The 21207-nt window shown below is 34.9% G+C and carries 17 protein-coding genes, 1 rRNA gene and 1 pseudogene (1 of these 19 cut by a window edge); 13 read left to right on the forward strand and 6 right to left on the reverse strand.

What is annotated here, in order from left to right; genetic code table 11:
- Nucleotides 1–1013: ribosomal RNA gene (locus tag QWY91_RS06985) — 16S ribosomal RNA — on the reverse strand (it extends 515 nt beyond the left edge of the window).
- 681 nt (nucleotides 1014–1694) lie between these two features.
- Entirely contained in the window at nucleotides 1695–2369 is a 675-nt protein-coding gene (locus QWY91_RS06990) for a DUF4294 domain-containing protein (protein ID WP_290232996.1), read from the reverse strand.
- A gap of 117 nt (nucleotides 2370–2486) precedes the next feature.
- Between QWY91_RS06990 and QWY91_RS06995 the strand changes: the two genes are divergently transcribed.
- The 4 genes from QWY91_RS06995 (at nucleotide 2487) to QWY91_RS07010 (ending at nucleotide 7414) form a co-directional block, all read left to right on the forward strand.
- Nucleotides 2487–3575, forward strand: coding sequence for a M42 family metallopeptidase (locus QWY91_RS06995; protein WP_290232997.1), 1089 nt, complete (start codon nucleotides 2487–2489; stop codon nucleotides 3573–3575).
- A gap of 135 nt (nucleotides 3576–3710) precedes the next feature.
- Nucleotides 3711–4787 carry a DNA topoisomerase IB gene (locus QWY91_RS07000; protein ID WP_290232999.1) on the forward strand — a complete coding sequence of 359 codons (1077 nt, stop codon included), beginning with the start codon at nucleotides 3711–3713 and terminating at the stop codon, nucleotides 4785–4787.
- Nucleotides 4788–4832: 45 nt separating this feature from the next.
- Complete coding sequence (locus QWY91_RS07005; protein ID WP_290233001.1) at nucleotides 4833–6761, forward strand: DUF294 nucleotidyltransferase-like domain-containing protein; 1929 nt, start codon at nucleotides 4833–4835, stop codon at nucleotides 6759–6761.
- A complete protein-coding gene (locus QWY91_RS07010) occupies nucleotides 6758–7414 on the forward strand; it encodes a 3'-5' exonuclease (RefSeq protein WP_290233003.1) in 657 nt (218 codons plus the stop codon). Before QWY91_RS07005 ends, QWY91_RS07010 begins: the two co-directional genes overlap by 4 nt.
- Before the next feature lie 54 nt (nucleotides 7415–7468).
- Here the strand turns inward: QWY91_RS07010 and acs are convergent, their stop codons facing one another.
- The 3 genes from acs to QWY91_RS07025 all read right to left on the reverse strand — a co-directional run bounded on the left by acs (nucleotide 7469) and on the right by QWY91_RS07025 (nucleotide 11471).
- Nucleotides 7469–9376, reverse strand: a complete 1908-nt coding sequence (acs, locus tag QWY91_RS07015) for an acetate--CoA ligase (protein WP_290233005.1) — start codon at nucleotides 9374–9376, stop codon at nucleotides 7469–7471.
- Between the two features lie 164 nt (nucleotides 9377–9540).
- Nucleotides 9541–10488 carry a phosphoribosylaminoimidazolesuccinocarboxamide synthase gene (locus QWY91_RS07020; protein WP_290233008.1) on the reverse strand — a complete coding sequence of 316 codons (948 nt, stop codon included), beginning with the start codon at nucleotides 10486–10488 and terminating at the stop codon, nucleotides 9541–9543.
- 29 nt (nucleotides 10489–10517) lie between these two features.
- Entirely contained in the window at nucleotides 10518–11471 is a 954-nt protein-coding gene (locus QWY91_RS07025) for a PhoH family protein (protein ID WP_290233010.1), read from the reverse strand.
- Between the two features lie 220 nt (nucleotides 11472–11691).
- Here QWY91_RS07025 and QWY91_RS07030 point away from each other — a divergent pair, with 220 nt between their 5' ends.
- The 5 genes and pseudogenes from QWY91_RS07030 (at nucleotide 11692) to dnaN (ending at nucleotide 16559) form a co-directional block, all read left to right on the forward strand.
- On the forward strand, nucleotides 11692–12558 hold the full coding sequence (locus QWY91_RS07030; RefSeq protein ID WP_290233012.1) for an SAM hydrolase/SAM-dependent halogenase family protein: 867 nt from the start codon (nucleotides 11692–11694) through the stop codon (nucleotides 12556–12558).
- Nucleotides 12527–12835: a putative quinol monooxygenase gene (locus tag QWY91_RS07035; protein ID WP_290233014.1), complete on the forward strand. Its 309-nt coding sequence runs from the start codon at nucleotides 12527–12529 to the stop codon at nucleotides 12833–12835. Before QWY91_RS07030 ends, QWY91_RS07035 begins: the two co-directional genes overlap by 32 nt.
- Nucleotides 12836–13569, forward strand: a pseudogene (gene gldF, locus QWY91_RS07040) (gliding motility-associated ABC transporter permease subunit GldF).
- 2 nt (nucleotides 13570–13571) lie between these two features.
- Entirely contained in the window at nucleotides 13572–15248 is a 1677-nt protein-coding gene (gene gldG / locus QWY91_RS07045; RefSeq protein ID WP_290233018.1) for a gliding motility-associated ABC transporter substrate-binding protein GldG, read from the forward strand.
- 192 nt (nucleotides 15249–15440) lie between these two features.
- Entirely contained in the window at nucleotides 15441–16559 is a 1119-nt protein-coding gene (gene dnaN, locus QWY91_RS07050) for a DNA polymerase III subunit beta (protein ID WP_290233021.1), read from the forward strand.
- A 113-nt stretch (nucleotides 16560–16672) separates the two neighbouring features.
- Here dnaN and QWY91_RS07055 read toward each other — a convergent pair whose 3' ends face one another.
- Nucleotides 16673–17029, reverse strand: a complete 357-nt coding sequence (locus QWY91_RS07055) for a DUF4870 domain-containing protein (protein WP_290233023.1) — start codon at nucleotides 17027–17029, stop codon at nucleotides 16673–16675.
- Nucleotides 17030–17165: 136 nt separating this feature from the next.
- Here QWY91_RS07055 and mnmE point away from each other — a divergent pair, with 136 nt between their 5' ends.
- From mnmE to QWY91_RS07075, 4 genes are all read left to right on the forward strand, one after another.
- Nucleotides 17166–18608 (forward strand): tRNA uridine-5-carboxymethylaminomethyl(34) synthesis GTPase MnmE, encoded by a 1443-nt coding sequence (gene mnmE, locus QWY91_RS07060; protein WP_290233026.1) that lies wholly within the window; start codon nucleotides 17166–17168, stop codon nucleotides 18606–18608.
- Nucleotides 18609–18837: 229 nt separating this feature from the next.
- A complete protein-coding gene (locus QWY91_RS07065; protein ID WP_290233029.1) occupies nucleotides 18838–19215 on the forward strand; it encodes a helix-turn-helix transcriptional regulator in 378 nt (125 codons plus the stop codon).
- 3 nt (nucleotides 19216–19218) lie between these two features.
- Nucleotides 19219–20352 (forward strand): tyrosine-type recombinase/integrase, encoded by a 1134-nt coding sequence (locus QWY91_RS07070; protein ID WP_290233033.1) that lies wholly within the window; start codon nucleotides 19219–19221, stop codon nucleotides 20350–20352.
- 67 nt (nucleotides 20353–20419) lie between these two features.
- Nucleotides 20420–21157, forward strand: coding sequence for a hypothetical protein (locus tag QWY91_RS07075; protein WP_290233035.1), 738 nt, complete (start codon nucleotides 20420–20422; stop codon nucleotides 21155–21157).
- Nucleotides 21158–21207: the final 50 nt, after the last annotated feature.

Here is a 21207-nt window from a genome sequence, read left to right on the forward strand (position 1 = left end):
TTCCATCCCTGTCAGACTGCATTTAAGCCCTGGTAAGGTTCCTCGCGTATCATCGAATTAAACCACATGCTCCACCGCTTGTGCGGGCCCCCGTCAATTCCTTTGAGTTTCATTCTTGCGAACGTACTCCCCAGGTGGGTTACTTATCACTTTCGCTTAACCACCCAGCCCTCAATTAGGCCGGACAGCTAGTAACCATCGTTTACGGCGTAGACTACCAGGGTATCTAATCCTGTTCGCTACCTACGCTTTCGTCCATCAGCGTCAATATATTATTAGTGATCTGCCTTCGCAATCGGTATTCTGTGTAATATCTATGCATTTCACCGCTACACTACACATTCTAACCACTTCATAATAATTCAAGATCTACAGTATCAATGGCAGTTCTCCCGTTAAGCGGAAGACTTTCACCACTGACTTATAAATCCGCCTACGGACCCTTTAAACCCAATGATTCCGGATAACGCTTGGATCCTCCGTATTACCGCGGCTGCTGGCACGGAGTTAGCCGATCCTTATTCGCAGAGTACCGTCAGCCCTTTACACGTAAAGGGGTTTCTTCCTCTGTAAAAGCAGTTTACAACCCATAGGGCAGTCTTCCTGCACGCGGCATGGCTGGATCAGGCTCTCGCCCATTGTCCAATATTCCTCACTGCTGCCTCCCGTAGGAGTCTGGTCCGTGTCTCAGTACCAGTGTGGGGGATCTCCCTCTCAGGACCCCTACCTATCGTTGCCATGGTAAGCCGTTACCTTACCATCTAGCTAATAGGACGCATACTCATCTCTTACCGTAACCTTTAATCACTAATCGATGCCGATCAATAATACTATGAGGTATTAATCCACGTTTCCATGGGCTATCCCTCAGTAAGAGGTAGATTGTATACGCGTTACGCACCCGTGCGCCGGTCGTCAGCAAAAAAGCAAGCTTTCTTCTGTTACCCCTCGACTTGCATGTGTTAAGCCTGCCGCTAGCGTTCATCCTGAGCCAGGATCAAACTCTTCATCGTTGTTTCATTATTTTGTAACAATCAAATCGTAAGTTTGCGTTCTTATATAAATAAGAAGTTTAAAGCTCAAAAGACGACTTTCTAGTCTTAATTCTTAATTCTACACTTCCATTTCTTAAAATTACAATAAAGTAATTTCAAGTAATGTCGTTTGTCAATTCAATATGTCAATGAACTCATTTAAAAGTCCGGGATAAAAATCCCTTCGATAGAAATAAAGGACTCGAACCTTAATACAACCCCAAGCGGTATTTCCTAGTTAATCAGTATTTTAAGAGCGTTTTAAGTTTTTCTTAAAGCGGCTGCAAATGTACAACTCTTTTTAAAACTCACAAGTAAAAAATAAAAATATTTTTTCTTAATTTTAAACGCTACTTACAAAGAACATCGCTGTCAAAGCGGCTGCAAATATACAACCCTTTTTCTTTAACCACCAAAACTTTTTTTAAGTTTTTTTTTCGATCCCTTCTTCCGTATTTATCAATGAACTCCCACCTTTACAGCCAATCATTCCGGCGCTAAGCGGGTGCAAATATACGCCCCTTTTTTCGCACAAAACAAACTTTCAAATCGATTTTTTTATCGATCTGGAAAAATAATTTATAAAACGCTGATTTAAATAGTGTTGAAAACAACTAAGATAGACAAAAAAAACTTACCTCCAAAAAAATTTGATTAGAACTAAAGTACATCCCATTTATCAGTAAGCTCTAGAAAGTCAAAATCTAGTGCCGAGCCTTGCGGTTCTAGGACATTTCTCTGGAAAGATCTTTGTAAAATGTCCTCTATAATATAATCTTCTTCATTATTAATAGGGTCATATTCTTCTTTTAGCGAAATTTCGAATAGACTAGCCGTTGTGTTATACCAAAAAGCTCTCCATCCACTTTTCAGCTCCTTGATTAATTCGAAAGTAGTAATTCCAGTTTGTCGATGGATGAGTTTTACCAAAATTTGCCCTTCGGTATGCGTCATTTTTTTCAACTCCTCCGCAAATTGATCTTCTATATAATTTTGGACGATTTTAGTATACTTTTTTCGATCTCTTTTTGACTTGATACTTTCTAGCCTATCGTTGAGAGCGGTAAGACGTTCTGCTGCTAATTTCGCATAAGGATAAACCTTTCTAGTCTTCCTTCTTAATATAAGGTATCTTCTTCTATCGGTATTATTTTTAAAATGAAGTCGTTTAAGAATCAACACTTCATCTAAATCTATACTTTCCCGAACTATAGAATCGCCGGCGATAATCATATACTTTTTATCCTCTTCTTCAGAATCTTGTATAGTATCGTCTTGTGCTCTAACTTCTATTATAGATATCAAGCAAATAAGAAATAATAAATGTGTTTTCACCTGCGCGTTATTCAGCATAAATCAAAAGAAAAATATCCAAAATCATTCCAAAATTAAACATTATCCAATTGTGTTCAATTTTATTCTTATTAAATTCGCTACAAATCACAAATAAATATGAGCAAAGACAGTATTTTAGATAAAGAATCCATAGATTTCTTAGAGAAGTATTTAAATAATGCAGCACCGACTGGTTACGAGTCTGAAGGACAAAAACTTTGGATGGACTATCTTAAACCTTACGTAGATGAATTTATAACCGACACCTACGGAACCGCTGTTGGTGTTATTAATCCTGAAGCTGAATTTAAAGTTGTTATAGAAGGACATGCTGATGAAATTTCTTGGTATGTAAATTATATTAGTGATGAAGGTTTTATATATGTAATTAGAAATGGCGGTAGTGATCACCAAATTGCAGCTTCCAAACGAGTAAACATTCATACTAAAAAAGGAATTGTAAAAGGAGTTTTTGGATGGCCGGCAATACATACCAGAAATAAAGATAAAGAACAGTCACCAAAATTATCGAATATCTGTATTGACGTGGGGTGTACCACTAAAGAAGAAGTGGAACAACTTGGCGTACATGTTGGCTGTGTAATCACGTATCCTGATGAATTTTTTATTCTGAACGAAAATAAATTTGTTTGCCGTGCACTTGATAATAGAATCGGTGGATTTATGGTTGCGCATGTAGCTAAGCTTCTAAAAGAAAACGGTAAGAAATTGCCATTTGGTCTTTACATTACAAATTCTGTACAAGAAGAAATTGGTTTAAGAGGTGCTGAAATGATCACCCAACGAATAAAACCAAACGTAGCTATTGTTACTGATGTAACGCATGATACTACAACTCCCATGATCGATAAAAAGTCCAATGGATTGTCTAAAATTGGTGATGGACCTGTAATCACCTACGCTCCTGCCGTTCAAAATAATCTTCGAGAATTATTGATTGAAACTGCTGAAGAAAAAAAGATCCCATTTCAGCGAAATGCATCTTCCCGATTAACCGGAACAGATACCGATGCTTTCGCTTATAGCAATGGAGGTGTTCCTTCAGCATTAATAAGTTTACCACTTCGATATATGCATACTACGGTAGAAATGGTACATAGAGGAGATGTTGAAAACGTAATAAAATTAATTTACGAGAGTATTTTAAAAATAAAAGACGGTGAAACTTTTAGCTATTTTGAATAAAATCTAGTAATAATTGTTTCAGAAATTATTGAAAAGCTCCTTTTTAGGGAGCTTTTTTATTTTCCTTAAGTATGGTTTCACAATTATTTATTAATCGTACATCTCTTGCTCTATTATATTTACAAAAAAAAGAATATGACACTTTCTGGTGAGGACATCAATGTAATTCTAGAGGAACCAAAAGAAGCAGCCAAAATGGCAAATCTGATTTACGTTTCTGAACATCACCTATCAATTTCTAGAAAAAAAGCAGGAAGAGGATTTTCTTACCTAAAGGATAATGAAAGAATAAAAGACAAAAATAATTTAAAAAGGATTAAAGATCTGGTAATACCACCAGCATGGACTAGCGTAAAAATCTCAAAATTTGACAATGGCCATTTACAGGCAGTTGGAAGAGATGAAAAAAATCGTAAGCAATATATTTACCATCCGATGTGGTCTAAGATAAAAAATGAGTCTAAGTTTTTTAAAATGATCGCTTTTGGTAAAAAATTACCCAAAATTAGAAAAAAAGTTAATCAGGATCTTGAGCTTTCTGGAATGTGTAAGCAAAAAGTACTCGCTCTTATTATTCGATTGATGGAAGAAACACACATCAGGATTGGTAACGATTATTACGCTCAGAAAAACAAAACTTATGGTCTTTCCACTTTCAGAACCAAGCATCTAAAAACTTATGATGATGAAGTTAAATTCGAATTTGTAGGCAAGAAAGGTAAAGAGCATTCTATAAGCGTAGAAAATCCTAAACTTATAAATTTAATAAATCAGTGTGAAGAAATACCGGGTTGGGAACTCTTTAAATTTATCGATGAAAATAACGAAAAGCATACCATCGATAGCGGAATGATCAACGATTACATTCATGAGGTTACAAGTGATTTATTTTCAGCCAAAGATTTTAGAACTTGGTCGGCTTCCAAAATCTTTTTCGAAACCGTGCATGAATTGGGATATATAGAAGATGAAAAGGAAAATAAAAAAACTATCTTAACATCTTTTGATGCCGCCGCAAGTGGACTGGGCAATACAAGAGCTGTTTGTAGAAGCTATTATGTGCATCCCAAAATTGTAGAATCTTATGAAGATGGCAGCATAGTTCCTTATTTTAAAAAAATAAAGAACGATGATTCGAAGAATTACAGCACCTTATCAGAAACTGAAAAAGTAATGCTAAAGCTTATTGAAGATTATGAAATAAGTGTGTAATTAACTTTTTTAAATTAAATTGGACATTCGGTTTAAATAAGACGAATGAAAAATTCCATTGCGCATCGAATTGCTGATTTTTTAAAAGACTTTCCTCCTTTTATATTTTTAAATATTGAAGAACTTCTTGCTATCTCTCAGGAATCTGAAGTACTTTATATAGACAAAGGCAATATTGTATTTCACGAAAATGAGAAAGGACATTCACAATTTTATATTGTTCATAAAGGTGCTATCCAGTTACAAAAATTTAAGAATAATCAATACGAAACTTTAGACACTTGTGACGAAGGCGATATTTTTGGTCTAAGACCATTATTTGCTGAAGAAAACTATATCATGAACGCCATCGCTGAGGAGGAAAGTATTGTATATGGGATTCCTATAGATATTTTTAAACCTCTTAGTGAATCTAATAAAAAGGTAGGTCATTTCTTGATCCAAAGTTTCGCTACCAATACGCGAAATCCATACGCCAGAGAAGATAAAGGAAAACTATTTTCAGGTAACGATGTCATCGAACCTCTTAACGCTGGTCCGCTATTTGAATTGCAACCTGCGCCTGTTATTCGAAAGATCGTTACCACCTCTCCGCAAACCACTATTAGAAGTGCTGCTCAATTGATGAGTAAACGCAAAATTGGTTCGGTTATAGTTACTACGGAAGATGATCTTCCGGTGGGAATTCTAACTGATGAAGATTTCAGGGATACCATCGCTACGGGACAAATTTCTATCGATACCACTGTTGAAAAAATTATGAGCTCCCCGGTAATCTGCTATCCTAAAAGTGTAACCATTGCGCAGGCCCAGATTACGATGATGAAGCATAACATCAATCACATTTGCATCACCGAAGATGGAACTCCAAACACCCGAATGATAGGAATTTTATCTGAACATGATATTATGGTATCTCAGGGTAACAGTCCTTCGGTATTAATGAAAGCGATTCAGCGTTCTAGAAGTACCAAGGAATTAAAAAAAATTAGAAATAAAATTAATCTTCTGTTAAGTGGTTATATTGAAAACAATATTCCGTTAACCCATATTTCAAAATTGATCTTTGAGCTTAATGATGCTACTATTAAAAGGGTTATTTCCAGATGTGTTGTTAAACTTTTGCAAGAACCGCCGGTAAATTTTGCCTGGTTAAGCATGGGTAGCCAAGGGCGTAAAGAGCAGTTACTGCAAACCGACCAGGATAATGCAATTATATTTGCCGATCCACCTGAAGGAAAATTAGAAGAAACAAGACAATATTTTTTACAGCTTGCTACCAAAGTCAACAAGAGATTAATGATTGTTGGTTACGAATATTGTCCTGCAGATATGATGGCTAAAACTCCAAGATGGTGTTTAAGTTTAAGTGAATGGAAAGCACAGGTTTCTAAATGGATCAAAGAACCGGGGCCAGATGAGATCTTACTTTCTAATATCTTTTTTGACTACGATATTACTTTTGGTGATATTAATTTAGCCAATCAACTTTCAGATCATATTCTAAGTTTGATTGAAGGAAACCGCAAATTTCTTACTGTAATGGGTGCCAATGCGCTACGGAATCCTTCGCCACTCGGATTTTTTAGACAATTTCTGGTAGAGCAGGATGGCGAGAAGAAAGACTTTTTTGACATTAAAAAACGTGGATTGCAACCTTTAACTGAAGCTGCCAGACTTTTAATTTTATCCTATAAAATCAAGAATCTTAGTAATACAGCAGAGCGCTTTGAACGTTTAGCCCAAATAGAACCTAAAAACAAAGAACTTTTCGAAGGCTGTGCTTACGCATCGAAAGCTTTACTGAAATTTAGAACCAAACAGGGATTACAGAATCGAGATAGTGGGCGTTTTATTGATCTTTCGAAATTGAGCAAAGAAGATCGAATGAAATTAAAACGTGCTTTTAAATCGATAAAAGCTGTTCAGGAATTAATTAAGGTTAGATTTGAAACTTCAGTCGTGCTACAATGATAAACTGGTTTAAAAAAGATGAATCTGATCTACCGGAATTCTGGCAGAAATATTCAGCTAAATTCAACATAGATCAAAAAGAACAGCTTATTACTGACACCACTTTTGTTGTTTTAGATACTGAAACAACAGGATTCGATCAAGAAAAAGATCGAATATTAAGTATTGGCTGCGTAAAAGTTCACAATAATAAATTGCTAGTATCCAATAGTTTTGAAGTTTATTTGAAACAAGAGGCCTTTAATCCTGATACGGTAGAAATTCACGGACTCATAAAACACGAGCGTTTTGATACTTTTACTGAAGAAAAAGCACTTCAGTTATTGCTCAAGTATTTAGGGAATTCAGTTTTAGTTGCGCATCATGCGGGATTTGATGTGAATATGCTTAATGCTGCACTGAAGAGAAATCAACTTCCGAAGTTAAAAAACAGAGTACTCGATACAGGCGTTTTATACCGAAAGACGAGAATCATTTCCAACTTTATAGATCAGCACAAAAATTATAGTTTGGATGAAATTGCGCTTGCTTATAATATCGATCTAAAAGATCGGCATACCGCAATTGGTGATGCATTTATTACTGCAATAGCTTTTCTAAAAATATTAGGAAGGTTGAAACGAAAAAAATTGAAAGAACTCCTAAAAATGTAAGTCCGGACTTTTACATCCGGACTTAAAAAAATCATATATTTTTCTGAAATAGATCTACATCGCTTCTGCGATAATAGCTTCTACCACCTCTGGATTTAATAACGTTGAAGTATCTCCTAAATCTGAAGTATCATTCGAGGCGATTTTACGTAAAATACGACGCATAATTTTACCACTTCTGGTTTTAGGCAAGCCTTCTACAAACTGAATCTTATCTGGTTTTGCAATAGGCCCAACTTTTTCTGATATCTGTTGATTAATCTCTTTTCTTAAATTATCACGCTTACGACTTTCACCAGATTCCTTTAAGATCACAAAAGCGTATAATGCATTCCCTTTAACATCGTGAGGGAAACCTACAACCGCACTTTCTGCAACCGCCGGATGCTCGTTAATTGCATCTTCTATTGGTGCGGTTCCTAAATTATGACCCGAAACAATTATTACATCGTCTGTTCTACCTGTAATTCTATAATATCCTACCTCATCTCTTAAGGCACCATCTCCCGTAAAATATTTTCCTTCAAAAGTCGAAAAGTAGGTATCCTTATAACGTTCATGATCGCCCCAAACTGTTCTTGCAATCGAAGGCCATGGGAATTTTACGCATAATCGTCCGCTAACTTGATTTCCTTTAATTTCGTTACCATCGTCATCCATCAAACTTGGCTGAATACCCGGCATTGGTAAAGTAGCATAAGTTGGTTTGGTTGGTGTAACATAAGGCATTGGAGAAATCATAATTCCACCAGTTTCGGTTTGCCACCAGGTATCTACAATCGGACTTTGATTTTTACCAATATTATCATTAAACCAGTGCCATGCTTCCTCATTAATTGGCTCACCCACCGATCCTAAAACTTTTAGCGAAGAAAGGTCGTGATTTTCTACAAATTCGATATTGCGTTTTGCCAAAGCTCTAATCGCTGTTGGTGCCGTATAAAATTGGGTGACTTTATGTTTCTCTACAATTTCCCAAAATCGACCATGATCTGGATACGACGGCACACCTTCAAACATTACCGTGGTAGCTCCATTTGCTAATGGGCCGTAAACTATATAAGAATGCCCGGTAATCCAGCCAATATCGGCGGTACACCAGTACACATCTCCTTCAGTATAATTAAAAATATTCTTAAATGTAAATGCCGTATAAACCATATAACCTGCGGTGGTATGCAACATTCCTTTAGGCCTTCCGGTAGATCCAGATGTGTATAAAATAAATAAAGGATCTTCAGCATCTACAATTTCAGGTGCGCATTCCGATGAAGCTTTATCCATAAGAGGTTGTAGCCACTCATCGCGACCATCTTTCATATTAATCTCTTCGCCCGTACGCTTTACTACTAATACAGATTTTACATCTGGACAATCTTCTAAAGCTTCATCTACAATATTCTTTAAATTCAAGGTTTTAGAACCTCTATAAGAACCATCAGATGTAATTAACATTTTACAATCGGCATCAAGTGTTCTTGTCGCTAAAGCTTTACTGGAAAAACCTGCAAATACAACCGAGTGAATTGCACCAATCCTAGCGCAAGCTAAAACAGCATAAGCAAGTTCTGGAACCATAGGTAAATAGATGCAAACCCTATCCCCTTTTTCTATTCCTTTACTTTTTAAAACGTTAGCAAATTTATTTACTTTTTCATGAAGTTGATTGTAGGTAATATGTTGCGCTGCTTCACTACTATCGTTGGGTTCCCAAATAATTGCCGTTTTTTCTCCTCTGGTTAGAAGGTGACGGTCTATGCAATTTTCGGTAATATTAAGTTTGGCATTTTCAAACCATTTAACTTCTGGTTTTTTAAAATCCCAGCTAAGAACATTATCCCATTTTTTTCTCCAGGTGAAATGCTCTTCAGCAATTTCAGCCCAAAAGTTTTCTGGTTCACGTACCGATTTTCTATAAACCTGAAAGTATTCTTCGAGATTTTTAATATGGTAATTACTCATAAATAATAGTTGGTTGTAAGGATTCTTTATTCTACCCTTAAAAATATTGATTTTTTGCTGATTTTACTTATAAAATTCTATGTTTTTGCAAAATTAAAGGCATAAAAAAAAGCGATATGAGTAGTAATCATAGCGCTTTTCTATATTAATAGTATTTGGTTTACCTATTTCAAATAAGCAAGAACATTCTCCTCTACTCTTTTTTCAATATTAGAAACCTCAGCTTTCTCAAATTTCTCACCTGTTATATTTTCGTAGAGTTCGATATATCTCTCGCTTACAGTTTCGATATATTCATCGCTCATAACAGGAACTTGTTGACCTTCTTTTCCCTGAAATCCATTCTGAATTAACCATTGGCGAACAAATTCTTTGGAAAGTTGCTTTTGAGCTTCCCCTCTTTCCTGAAGTTCTTCATAAGTATTTGCATAGAAATACCTTGAAGAATCCGGAGTATGGATTTCATCGATCAAAACGATTTTTCCGTTTTTAGTTTTCCCGAATTCATATTTCGTATCTACTAAAATTAAGCCTCGTTTTTCTGCAATTTCAGTTCCACGTTGAAAAAGCTTTTGCGTATAATCCTCTAAAACTGCATAGTCTTCCACAGAAACAATTCCGCGTTTTAGAATATCTTCTTTAGAAATATCTTCGTCGTGATCACCCATTTCAGCTTTGGTCGCCGGAGTAATAATTGGTTCCGGAAAACGATCATTCTCCTTCATCCCTTCTGGCATTGCTACACCGCAAAGCATTCTTTTACCAGATTTATATTCACGTGCAGCATGTCCCGACAAATAACCACGAATTACCATTTCGACTTTAAAAGGTTCGCAAGCTTCACCAACGGCAACATTAGGATCTGGAGTTGCTTGCAACCAGTTTGGAACAATATCCTGAGTATCGTTCATCATTTTTGTAGCAATCTGATTTAGGATTTGCCCTTTAAAAGGAATCCCTTTTGGCATCACTACATCAAACGCTGAAAGACGATCTGAAGCGATCATTACCAGTTTATCATCTTCAAAAGCATAAACGTCACGTACTTTTCCTTTATATACTGATTTTTGTCCCGGAAAATTGTAATCTGTTTTTGTTAGAGTATTACTCATCTCTTTAAAATCGGTTGATTTATTCTTAATTAATCGTTGTGTTCTATTGTTTTATATGCTGCGATAATCTTTTTCACCAATCGGTGACGAATCACATCTTTGTCATCTAAGTAAACTGTTCCTACACCCTTAACATCTTTTAAAACGAGCAAAGCTTCTTTAAGTCCTGAAACTGTTCTTCTTGGTAAATCGATCTGCCCAGGGTCTCCGGTAATCATAAATTTTGCACTTTTTCCCATTCGGGTTAAGAACATTTTCATTTGAGCATGGGTCGTGTTCTGCGCTTCATCTAAAATCACGAAAGCATTATCCAATGTTCTTCCGCGCATAAAGGCTAATGGTGCAATTTGAATAACGCCTTTTTCGATAAAAGTTTCTAATTTTTCCGCAGGAATCATATCACGTAGCCCATCATATAATGGCTGCATGTAGGGATCTAATTTCTCTTTTAAATCACCTGGCAAGAATCCTAGATTCTCCCCAGCTTCTACTGCAGGACGTGTGAGTATAATTCGCTTTACCTGCTTTTCTTTTAAGGCTTTCACCGCTAATGCTACACCCGTATAGGTTTTCCCAGTACCGGCAGGACCAATGGCGAAGATCAAATCGTTTTTCTTACTAAGATCAACGATTTTTCGCTGGTTTGCCGTTTGTGCTTTTATAAGTCTACCGCTTACACCGTGCACCAATACTTCTCCGCTTTCGCTAGAAGAAGAATAATCTTCTTTACTTTCGCTGGTTAGCACGCGCTCGATAACATTTTCATCTAGTTTATTAAACTTCCCAAAGTGATCGATAAGCATCGTAATTCGCTTATCAAATTCTTCCAGCATTTCTTCATCTCCAAAAACTTTTATTTTACTTCCTCTGGCTACAATTTTAAGCTTAGGAAAGTATTTTTTCAAAAGTTCTATATGTTCATTTTGTTGTCCAAAAAAATCTCTTGGGCTAATCTCTGAAAGTTCAATTACAAGTTCGTTCAAAAGCGTTTGGTTTTAGTTAAAAGTTGGCAGTTACATGCTAAATTTCTTTACCGTTAAATTTGTGTTCCAATAAATCAGACCATATTTTTGCAGACTGATTTGCTGCTATATTTTTAGCGCAATTTTAAGGTGGGAAGCTTAAATTAAAATTATCTTCGCTCCCTATACAAACTTAAGGAAAATTTAGCCTCCAGAACCCAAAAAATATTAACAATCGAATATGGCAATCATCACTTTAACCACCGATTTTGGACAGAAAGATTACTTTGCTGCTGCGGTTAAGGGAGCTATCTATAACGAATTGGATGATGTTAGAATTGTTGATATTTCTCATTCTATTTCACCTTTTCATATTAGTGAAGCTAGTTACATTATTAAAAATGCCTATAGAAGCTTCCCTAAAGGAAGCATTCATATTATAGGAATTGATTCTGAATTAACTCCAGAAAATAAGCATTTGGCCGTTTTGCTGGATGATCATTATTTTCTTTGCGCCAATAATGGAATCTTATCTTTGCTAGCTTCAGAAATTAAGCCTGAAAAGATCGTAGAAATAAACATTCACGATAAAATAGAAAGTAATTTCCCTGTTTTGGATGTTTTTGTAAAAGTAGCCTGTCATATTGCTCGTGGCGGAACTTTAGATGTTGTTGGAAAAAACATCGAGGAGATTAGATACCTGAAGCAGATCGAACCACTAATTAATTCTGATAAAAATCAGATTATTGGTCATGTTATTTATATTGATAACTACGGAAATGTAATTACAAATATTTCCAGGAAGTTATTTGAGACAATTGGTAAAGGAAGAAAATTTACCATTAGTGCGAGAATGGTTACATTCAACAAGATTTATGAAACTTATAGTGATTGCATTAATTTTAAAATAGAAAAAGAAAATCGTGGCGAAGAAGACGGTAAGAAACTTGCGGTTTTTAATTCTGCCGGATATATTGAGCTTGCGATTTACAAGAGTAATCCACTTACCGTTGGAAGTGCTTCCAGCCTATTTGGATTGCAAAATCGTGATACAGTCACCATAAAATTTGAAGCTTATGTTAGTAAGGATCGTAAAGCTGAGCTTTAAACCCGAAAATATTGAAGAATTTCTAAGCATCTTCGAATCTACTAAAACACAAATTAGAGATTTTGAAGGTTGCCGCCATTTAGAACTATACCGTGATAAGCACAATACCAATCAATTTTTTACGTATAGTTATTGGAAAGATGAGAATGCATTAGAAAAATATCGAAATTCGGGATTTTTTAAAGTGGTTTGGAGTAACACAAAAACCTTATTCAACGCAAAACCAGAAGCCTGGAGTGTAGATAAACTTTGGGTTTCAGATCAAAAAGACATGTAATTGTTAGCAATTTTAAATAAAGAAATACAATCCTTTTTTGCCACTCCTATCGGGTATCTTGTTATTGGGATATTTTTGGTAGTTAGCGGCTTATTTTTATTCGTTTTTACGGGAGAATATAATATTCTGGATAGCGGTTTTGCCAATATTAAACCCTTTTTTAATATGGCACCGTGGATCTTTATATTTCTGATCCCTGCTATTACCATGAAGAGCTTTTCCGAAGAAAAAAAACTCGGTACTATGGAGCTTTTACTCACCAAACCTCTATCTATTAGTAAATTAATATTGGGCAAATATCTGGGTGCTTTAATATTGGTGATTCTAGCGATGATACCTTCGATTATTTATGTGGTCACTATTTTCGAATTGGGTAGAATTCCGGGAATTTTGATTTGGGTGCCACTCTAGGAAGTTACTTTGGGCTTATTTTTCTTGGTGGTTGTTATACCGCAGTTGGAATATTTTCTTCAAGCTTAACAAACAACCAGATTGTGGCATTTATCATAGCCGTTTTTCTATGTTTTTTGAGTTTCTTTTTATTTGAAGGAATTTCTGGATTTCAGCTTTTTGAAAATTCAGACTACGGAATTGATTACTTCGGAATTAGTTATCATTATCGCAGCATTAGCCGTGGCGTGGTCGATACCCGCGATCTCATTTACTTTATAAGTTTTATTGCATTATTTCTGAAGCTTACCCATTTCAGAATAAAAAATCTAAGAAATAATTAATCTTGAAGCAGTTTTCTAAATACAAATCCATTCTTCTATTTATCGCCATCTTAATTGCGGTAAATTTTATTGCTTCACAGTATTTTGAACGTTTAGATCTTACACAGGATAAACGCTATACACTTTCTGAAGCTTCCGAGGAAATTATAAAAGACATCGAAGAACCTATTATCATCGATGTATTTTTAAAAGGAGATTTCCCTTCAGAATTTAAAAGATTGCAAAGCGAAACACGCCAGATCCTTGAAGAATATGCTGCTGAAAACCACAATATTCATTTCAATTTCATTGATCCTTTAGCTGAAGGTGGTAACGCACAACAGGTAGCGCAGCAATTTTACAAAATGGGAATGTCTCCCGCCCGAGTAAACGTAATGGAAAATGGACAAAATAGCGAGACTATTATTTTCCCCTGGGCGATGGCTAATTTTGGTAAGAAATCAGTGAATATTGGTTTATTGAAGAATCAGCTTGGCAGCAGCGACGAAGAACGTGTAACCAACTCTGTACAGCAATTAGAATATGCTTTTACCGATGCGATTAGCAAATTAATTTATCCCAGAAAAAAGAAAATTGCTGTTATGCGCGGTAATGGTGAATTGCCCAACGCTAATATTGCCGATTTTGTAAAGACGCTTCAGCAATATTATTTTATGGCGCCATTTACTTTAGATTCGGCTGCTGTGAATCCGCAAAAAACACTTCAGGAATTAAAGGAATATGACCTTATTATTGAAGCAAAACCTACTGAAGCTTTTACCGAAAACGAAAAGTATATTCTAGATCAATACATCATGAATGGCGGAAAGTCACTTTGGCTTACCGAAAGTGTAGCGATGGAAAAAGACAGTCTTTTAAACCCCGCAGGAACAGCTTTTGCTTTACCCCGAGATTTGAACCTTGGGGATTTCTTTTTTTCATACGGCATCAGAATTAATCCTAGCCTGGTAAACGATATGTATTCGGCACCAATTATTTTGGCAACGGGCAGCGGTAACGATACAAGATTTAATCCTTACCCATGGTTTTACAGTCCGCTTACCTCCTCCCCTAATAATCATCCGATAATTAATAATATCGAAGCGGTTAAATTTGATTTTGCAAATCCCATCGATACGCTTAAAAATGCTGTTGATAAAAGTATATTATTAAGTAGCTCGCCCAGAAGTAAAGTTGAAGGTACTCCGCGTGAAATTAGTTTAGAAATGGTTAGCGAAGAACCCGATATTGCTACTTATAACGGCGGCGAACAAGCTTTAGCGGTTTTACTGGAAGGTTCATTTACTTCAGTTTATAATAATCGTTTAAAACCATTTGAAATTCAGCATAATTTAAATGAAAGTAAACCAACCGAAATGCTGGTGATCGCTGACGGCGATGTGATTAAAAACGATATCCAACAAGGCGCTCCGTTAGAACTTGGATTCGAAAAATATACCGGTACTACTTATGGTAATAAAGAGTTTTTGCTGAATACGGTAAACTACATGCTGGATGACCGCGGACTTATGGATATACGCACCAAGAAAGTAACTATCGCTTTTCTAGATCCTCAGAAAACAGCTGAAGAACGTACAAAATGGCAACTACTAAACATAGTGCTTCCTTTAGTGATTTTAGGAATCTTTGCTTTGGTCTACACCTGGATGCGCAGAAGGAAATATATTAGGAAGAAATAATTACTTCAGAAAAACTCCAATTTCAACATATTAACAATCATTACGCTTCATTTTTTAAAAACCTACTGGAAATGAATCGCTTAGTTATTAACAAATTCAATTTAATGTTAATAAAAACTGCTTTGGGCAGCTTCTATTTTTCATGGATTAAAATATCTTTGTAGGTGATTCTAATAAATCAATAAAAAGCCAATGAAATTTATTGTATCCAGCAGTTATTTGCTGAAACAGCTTCAGATACTAGGTGGGGTTATTAATAATAACAACACTTTGCCAATATTGGATAATTTCCTTTTTGATTTGAACAATGACGAGTTAACGGTTTCTGCTTCAGATTTAGAGACAACCATGTCTGCTAAATTAAATGTAGAGTCAGAATCCGAAGGAAAGATCGCAGTACCGGCTAAACTTCTTTTAGATACGCTAAAAACATTCCCAGAGCAACCACTTACATTTGTTGCCGAGGATAACCACACCATCGAACTTAGTTCTAATCACGGTAAATATGCTTTAGCCTATGCTGATGGAGAAGAATTTCCTAATCCTGTAAGTTTGGAAGATCCAAGCAACACGGTTATCGAAGGTGATATTCTTTCTTCAGCTATTAGCAAAACTATTTTTGCTTCTGGTAACGATGATCTTCGCCCGGTGATGAGTGGTGTTTTCTTTCAGTTCTCTACAGATGGTTTAACTTTTGTAGCTACAGATGCGCACAAACTGGTTAAGTATTCTCGTGAAGATGTAACGGCTTCGCAAACGGCAGAATTTATTATGCCTAAGAAACCACTAAATCTTTTAAAAGGAATTTTGGCAGGTAGCGAAAGTGAAGTTGTTATTGAATATAATGATAGCAACGCTAAGTTTACTTTTGATGATACTACGTTAATTTGTCGTCTTATCGATGGTAAATATCCAAACTACGAAGCAGTTATCCCAAAAGAGAATCCTAACAAACTTACAATTGAGCGTAATCAATTTTTAAGCTCTGTGAAAAGGGTTTCTATTTTCTCGAATAAAACGACACACCAGGTACGTTTAAAAATTGCTGGAGCTGAATTAAATATCTCTGCGGAAGATGTTGATTACAGTAACAAAGCAGAAGAACGTTTAACTTGTGGTTACGAAGGCGACGATATGCAAATTGGTTTTAACTCTAGATTTCTTACTGAAATGCTGAATAACTTAAATTCAGATGAAGTACAATTAGAAATGAGTTTACCAAACCGTGCAGGAATTTTAACTCCGGTTGATGGACTAGATCCAGGAGAAAAAATTACCATGCTTGTTATGCCGGTTATGCTTAATAGCTAGTAAAAAATTATATCAGATTATATAAAATTAAAACCCATTCAGGAAACTGAATGGGTTTTGTTTTTGATTGATGTCTAAAACTGAAGTTGATGCTTCAGCCTGATATTATATAATTATTTGATAATTTTAATAGTGAAAGGATAAAAAGCTGGCTCCCCATTAGACGCTTTAATCGCATTTATTATTGGGAATATAAATCCAACGATACCTATTACGATTAAAAGAAATATTCCTAATCCAAATAGAAAAACTAAAGGAATACAGATCATTGAATAAATAAATAAACTTATCTGAAAATTCATAATATCTTTTCCTTGCTCGTCCATATCATGAATTTTATCTTTTTGTGTTGCCCATAAAATAAGCGGTACAATAAAACCTCCAATTCCGGTAACAAAATCTAATAACTGACTCAAATGCATGATCATTAACATCTGCCTGTCTTCTCTCATTGCTGTGTACGTTTCCATAATTTTTTGATGATATTTGATGGTTAATAAAGTCCTTTATAAAAAGGACTACACTTAAAAGACGAGTATCGAGAAGGAATGTTACAGATTTTTGCAAAATTCTTGAATACGCTCTTTCTTTATTATCTTTGCAAACATGAAATTAAACGATACCATTGTTGCGCTTGCCACACCTTCTGGTGCTGGAGCTATTGCTATTATCAGAGTTTCTGGACCAGAAGCTATTTCTATTGTTGCTCCACTTTTTAAAGCAAAAAGCCGTAAAAAAATAGAAGACCAGCCTACACATACGTTGCATTTAGGCAATATTGTAGATGGGCAACGCAATTTAGATGAAGTTTTAGTTTCAGTATTTAGAGCTCCAAAATCGTATACAGGTGAAGAAACAATAGAAATTAGTTGTCATGGTTCTCCTTACATTCAGCAGGAAATTATACAGTTATTGGTAAGAAGTGGTTGTCGCTCTGCGGAAGCAGGTGAGTTTACACTTCGGGCGTTCCTAAATGCTAAAATGGATTTGAGCCAGGCTGAAGCGGTTGCCGATTTAATTTCTTCGGAAAACGCCGCCTCTCACCAAATGGCGATGCAACAAATGCGCGGTGGTTTCTCCAATGAAATTCAGCGTTTACGAGAAGAATTATTGAATTTCGCCTCTCTTATTGAATTGGAATTAGATTTTGCTGAAGAAGATGTAGAATTTGCCAATCGCGATCAGTTTAGAGATTTAGTTGCCCGAATTCAGAAAGTTTTAAAACGCCTAATTGATTCTTTCGCAACCGGAAACGTATTGAAAAACGGAATTCCTGTTGCTATTGTTGGAGAACCAAATGTCGGAAAATCGACCTTACTAAATGCGCTGCTCAATGAGGATCGTGCTATAGTTTCTGAAATTGCAGGAACCACTCGCGATGTTATCGAAGATGAACTTGCCATAGGAGGTGTTGGTTTTCGATTTATCGATACCGCCGGAATAAGAGAAACCAAAGATGTTGTTGAAAGCATCGGAATTAAAAAAACATTCGAGAAAATTGGCCAAGCTCAGGTGGTGATTTATCTATTTGATACATCACGATTAAGCAAGATTGAATTTACGGAAGGAAGTGTAGCTAAAGATCAGCTACAAGGCAATGAAACTTCGCTGAGTATGATTCAGGTTGAAATTGAAAAAATTAAAAACAAATATCCGAAAAAGCCATTGGTAATTATCGCCAATAAAGTGGATCAATTGACAGAAGAACAAACAGAACAATTAACGTCGAGAATTCCAGATCTTTACCTGCTTTCCGCAAAAACTGGACTTGGAGTTGAGGAATTAAAAGATAAATTATTGAATTTCGTAAATACTGGCGCGCTTCGAAATAATAATACCATCGTAACGAACAGCCGCCATTACAACGCGTTGCTAAAAGCGCTTGAAGAAATTAATAAAGTTGAAGACGGTTTAAATATGGAACTTCCCGGCGACCTTATGGCCATCGATATCCGCCAGGCACTACATCATTTTGGAGAAATAACCGGAGAAATAACCAATGACGATCTACTAGGGAATATTTTTGCTAATTTCTGTATCGGCAAATAAATGAACTAAAAATTACTTAATAAAACTTAAAAAACCTCTATTTTACAGCGTTTTACAGAGACACCTAAAGCTACTAATTATTAATTTTTAGTAAATTTTAGGTGTTTTTTGTACCTCCATTGTACCTCAATTTCTATATTGTACGTCGATAAAAATTCGGGAGAAATTATGAGACTTAGCGTCACTTATATTTACTTAAAATATCTTAAACACATCTAAATACACTTAAATGTCTACAAATATTAGAATTGAAAAAATATGTGAGTATTGTAATAAGGAGTTTGTCGCAAAAACATTGAAAACAAAATATTGCGGTCATACTTGCAACAATAGAGCATATAAAGCAAAAAAGAGAGAAGAAAAATTAAAGCAATTGACAACAGAGAAGAAAGATTCTACTTTGCCAATCCCGTCTCCTTCTCTTCTACATACTATTCAAGACAAGCAAATTCTTACAGTTAATGAGGTGGCAAAATTACTTCGTTTATCCAAGGCAACTGTTTACAGGATTATCAAGGAAGGTAAATTAAATGCAGTAAAATTTTCAGAGAGAAATACGAGAATTTATCGAAGTGAAATTGACCTATTTGACCATAAATCTATATAACAAATGGCTAACGTTACACTCAGACATAAGAAGATATCTAAAGGACGACTTAGCTTATATTTGGATTATTTTCCAGAAATTATTAGTCCCAAGACTGGCAAACCAACTCGTCGAGAATTCTTGAAATTGTATATTCATGAAAATCCAAAAAATGAAATTGAGAGAAATCACAATTCGACTCAAGTTCAACTCGCAGAACATATTCGTGCTAGGCGTCTAATGGATTTAAGAAATAAAGAATATGGACTTAAGGAACATATAGATATAGATGTAAACTTCTATAACTTTTATAACTCAGTAGTTACGGAGTATTATAATAATGGGACAAAAGGAACTTATAGTGGTTGGAAATCATCCTTAGACTATTGGGAAAAATATATAGGAAAAAATCTAAATAGTAAACAACTTCTCCCCTATCATATAATTGAATATCGAGCATTTCTGCTATCTACTAAATCAAATAAAAGCGAGACCAAAAAACTATCTAGAAACACGGCTTCCTCTTATTACAAGAATTTTATAAACGTTCTAAAGAAAGCATATAAACACAAATTACTTACTTCCAATTTAGCTTTGGAAGCGGAATATATTAAAGAGGAAGAAACGCATCGTGAATATCTCACAGAAGATGAGCTTAAAGTACTTTGGAAAACTCCAGCAAAATTATCTTTTTTAAAGTCAATAGCATTCTTTTCGGTAATGACGGGTTTAAGATTTTCAGACATTGCAAATTTGAAGTGGAACTCCATAATGCATGATTCTAAACTCGGTCACTATATTCGGCTTAAAGAGAAAAAGACCGGAAATATTCAAAACCATTTTATTCCCTCTAATGCATATAACTTATTACCTGAAAGAGGTAATAACGAAGAATTTGTTTTCTCAGGACTTGAATATTCAAAAATTGTTCGACCTCTAAAAGAATGGATCGAAGAATCAGGGATTAATAAAAAGATCACTTTTCATAATTTCAGACATACATTCGCTACGCTGCAATTGTCTAAAGGAACAGATATTTACACCGTCTCTAAAATGTTAGGTCATAAAAATGTAGCAACCACGCAGATTTATGGGAAAGTTATGGATCGCCAAAAAATAGAAGCCGCTAACAAAATGAATTTAAATTTCGATGAATAATTTCAAACTATATCAATATCAGTATAATTCTACTATTAAAAGAATTGAAAAGCTCTTAATATCCTATTTGAAAACCGAAAGAATTAAAGGAAAATGCTTTAACAATCTAGGAAATAAAATTGAAAAACGCTTAAATGAGGAGATTGAGTCTTTAAAGATTAAATTAAATGATGAAAAATATAAAAATGGATTACTTTTTTTCAAAAACAGCTATAAAGAATACGGAAAAAATCATCTAGAAAAATATTTTCAATATGATTTTGATGCAAGCTTAAAGAAATTAAACAACCAAGAAAAGCTCAATTTTTTATACCTTATCAGTAGATATGAAAGCTTTTTTACTTCTGTTGCAAATTTTGAAAATGCAAGAAATCACTACCAATTAATTTATGAACTAAATAAAGGTTGGAAAAAAATCGATTTAGACTATAACACAAATCCATTACAATCAAAATTTCATGAAAAACTACTTGAAGATAAATATGGCAGCACAAAATCTTTGAATCAAAGTTCTTCGCATTCGTATTCTTTTCAAGAAATTATTCTTTTGTCTCATTATCTCCTCAATCAAGATTGTCCTCAATCAGAAAAAATCAGAATCATCGAATTTATTATATCCAGTAATCATTCTGGCAATCAAAAAATATCAAAAAATTTTTATAATCAAGTTAGATTAGGGCCTAAATATTTAGGTAAAAAAGAAAGCATTAAAAATATCAATTCTTTATTAGAAAAATTAAATAGTATCCAATTCAAATTTATCAAAGGAGAGTTGAAATTAGATTTGAAAAAACTAAAAAAGTAAAATTATCAATTACTTTTAGCCAACTTCATATAATCAATTAATTGTTTTAC

This window comes from Zunongwangia endophytica (assembly GCF_030409505.1).
In the GTDB taxonomy this organism is placed as follows: Bacteria; Bacteroidota; Bacteroidia; order Flavobacteriales; family Flavobacteriaceae; genus Zunongwangia; species Zunongwangia endophytica.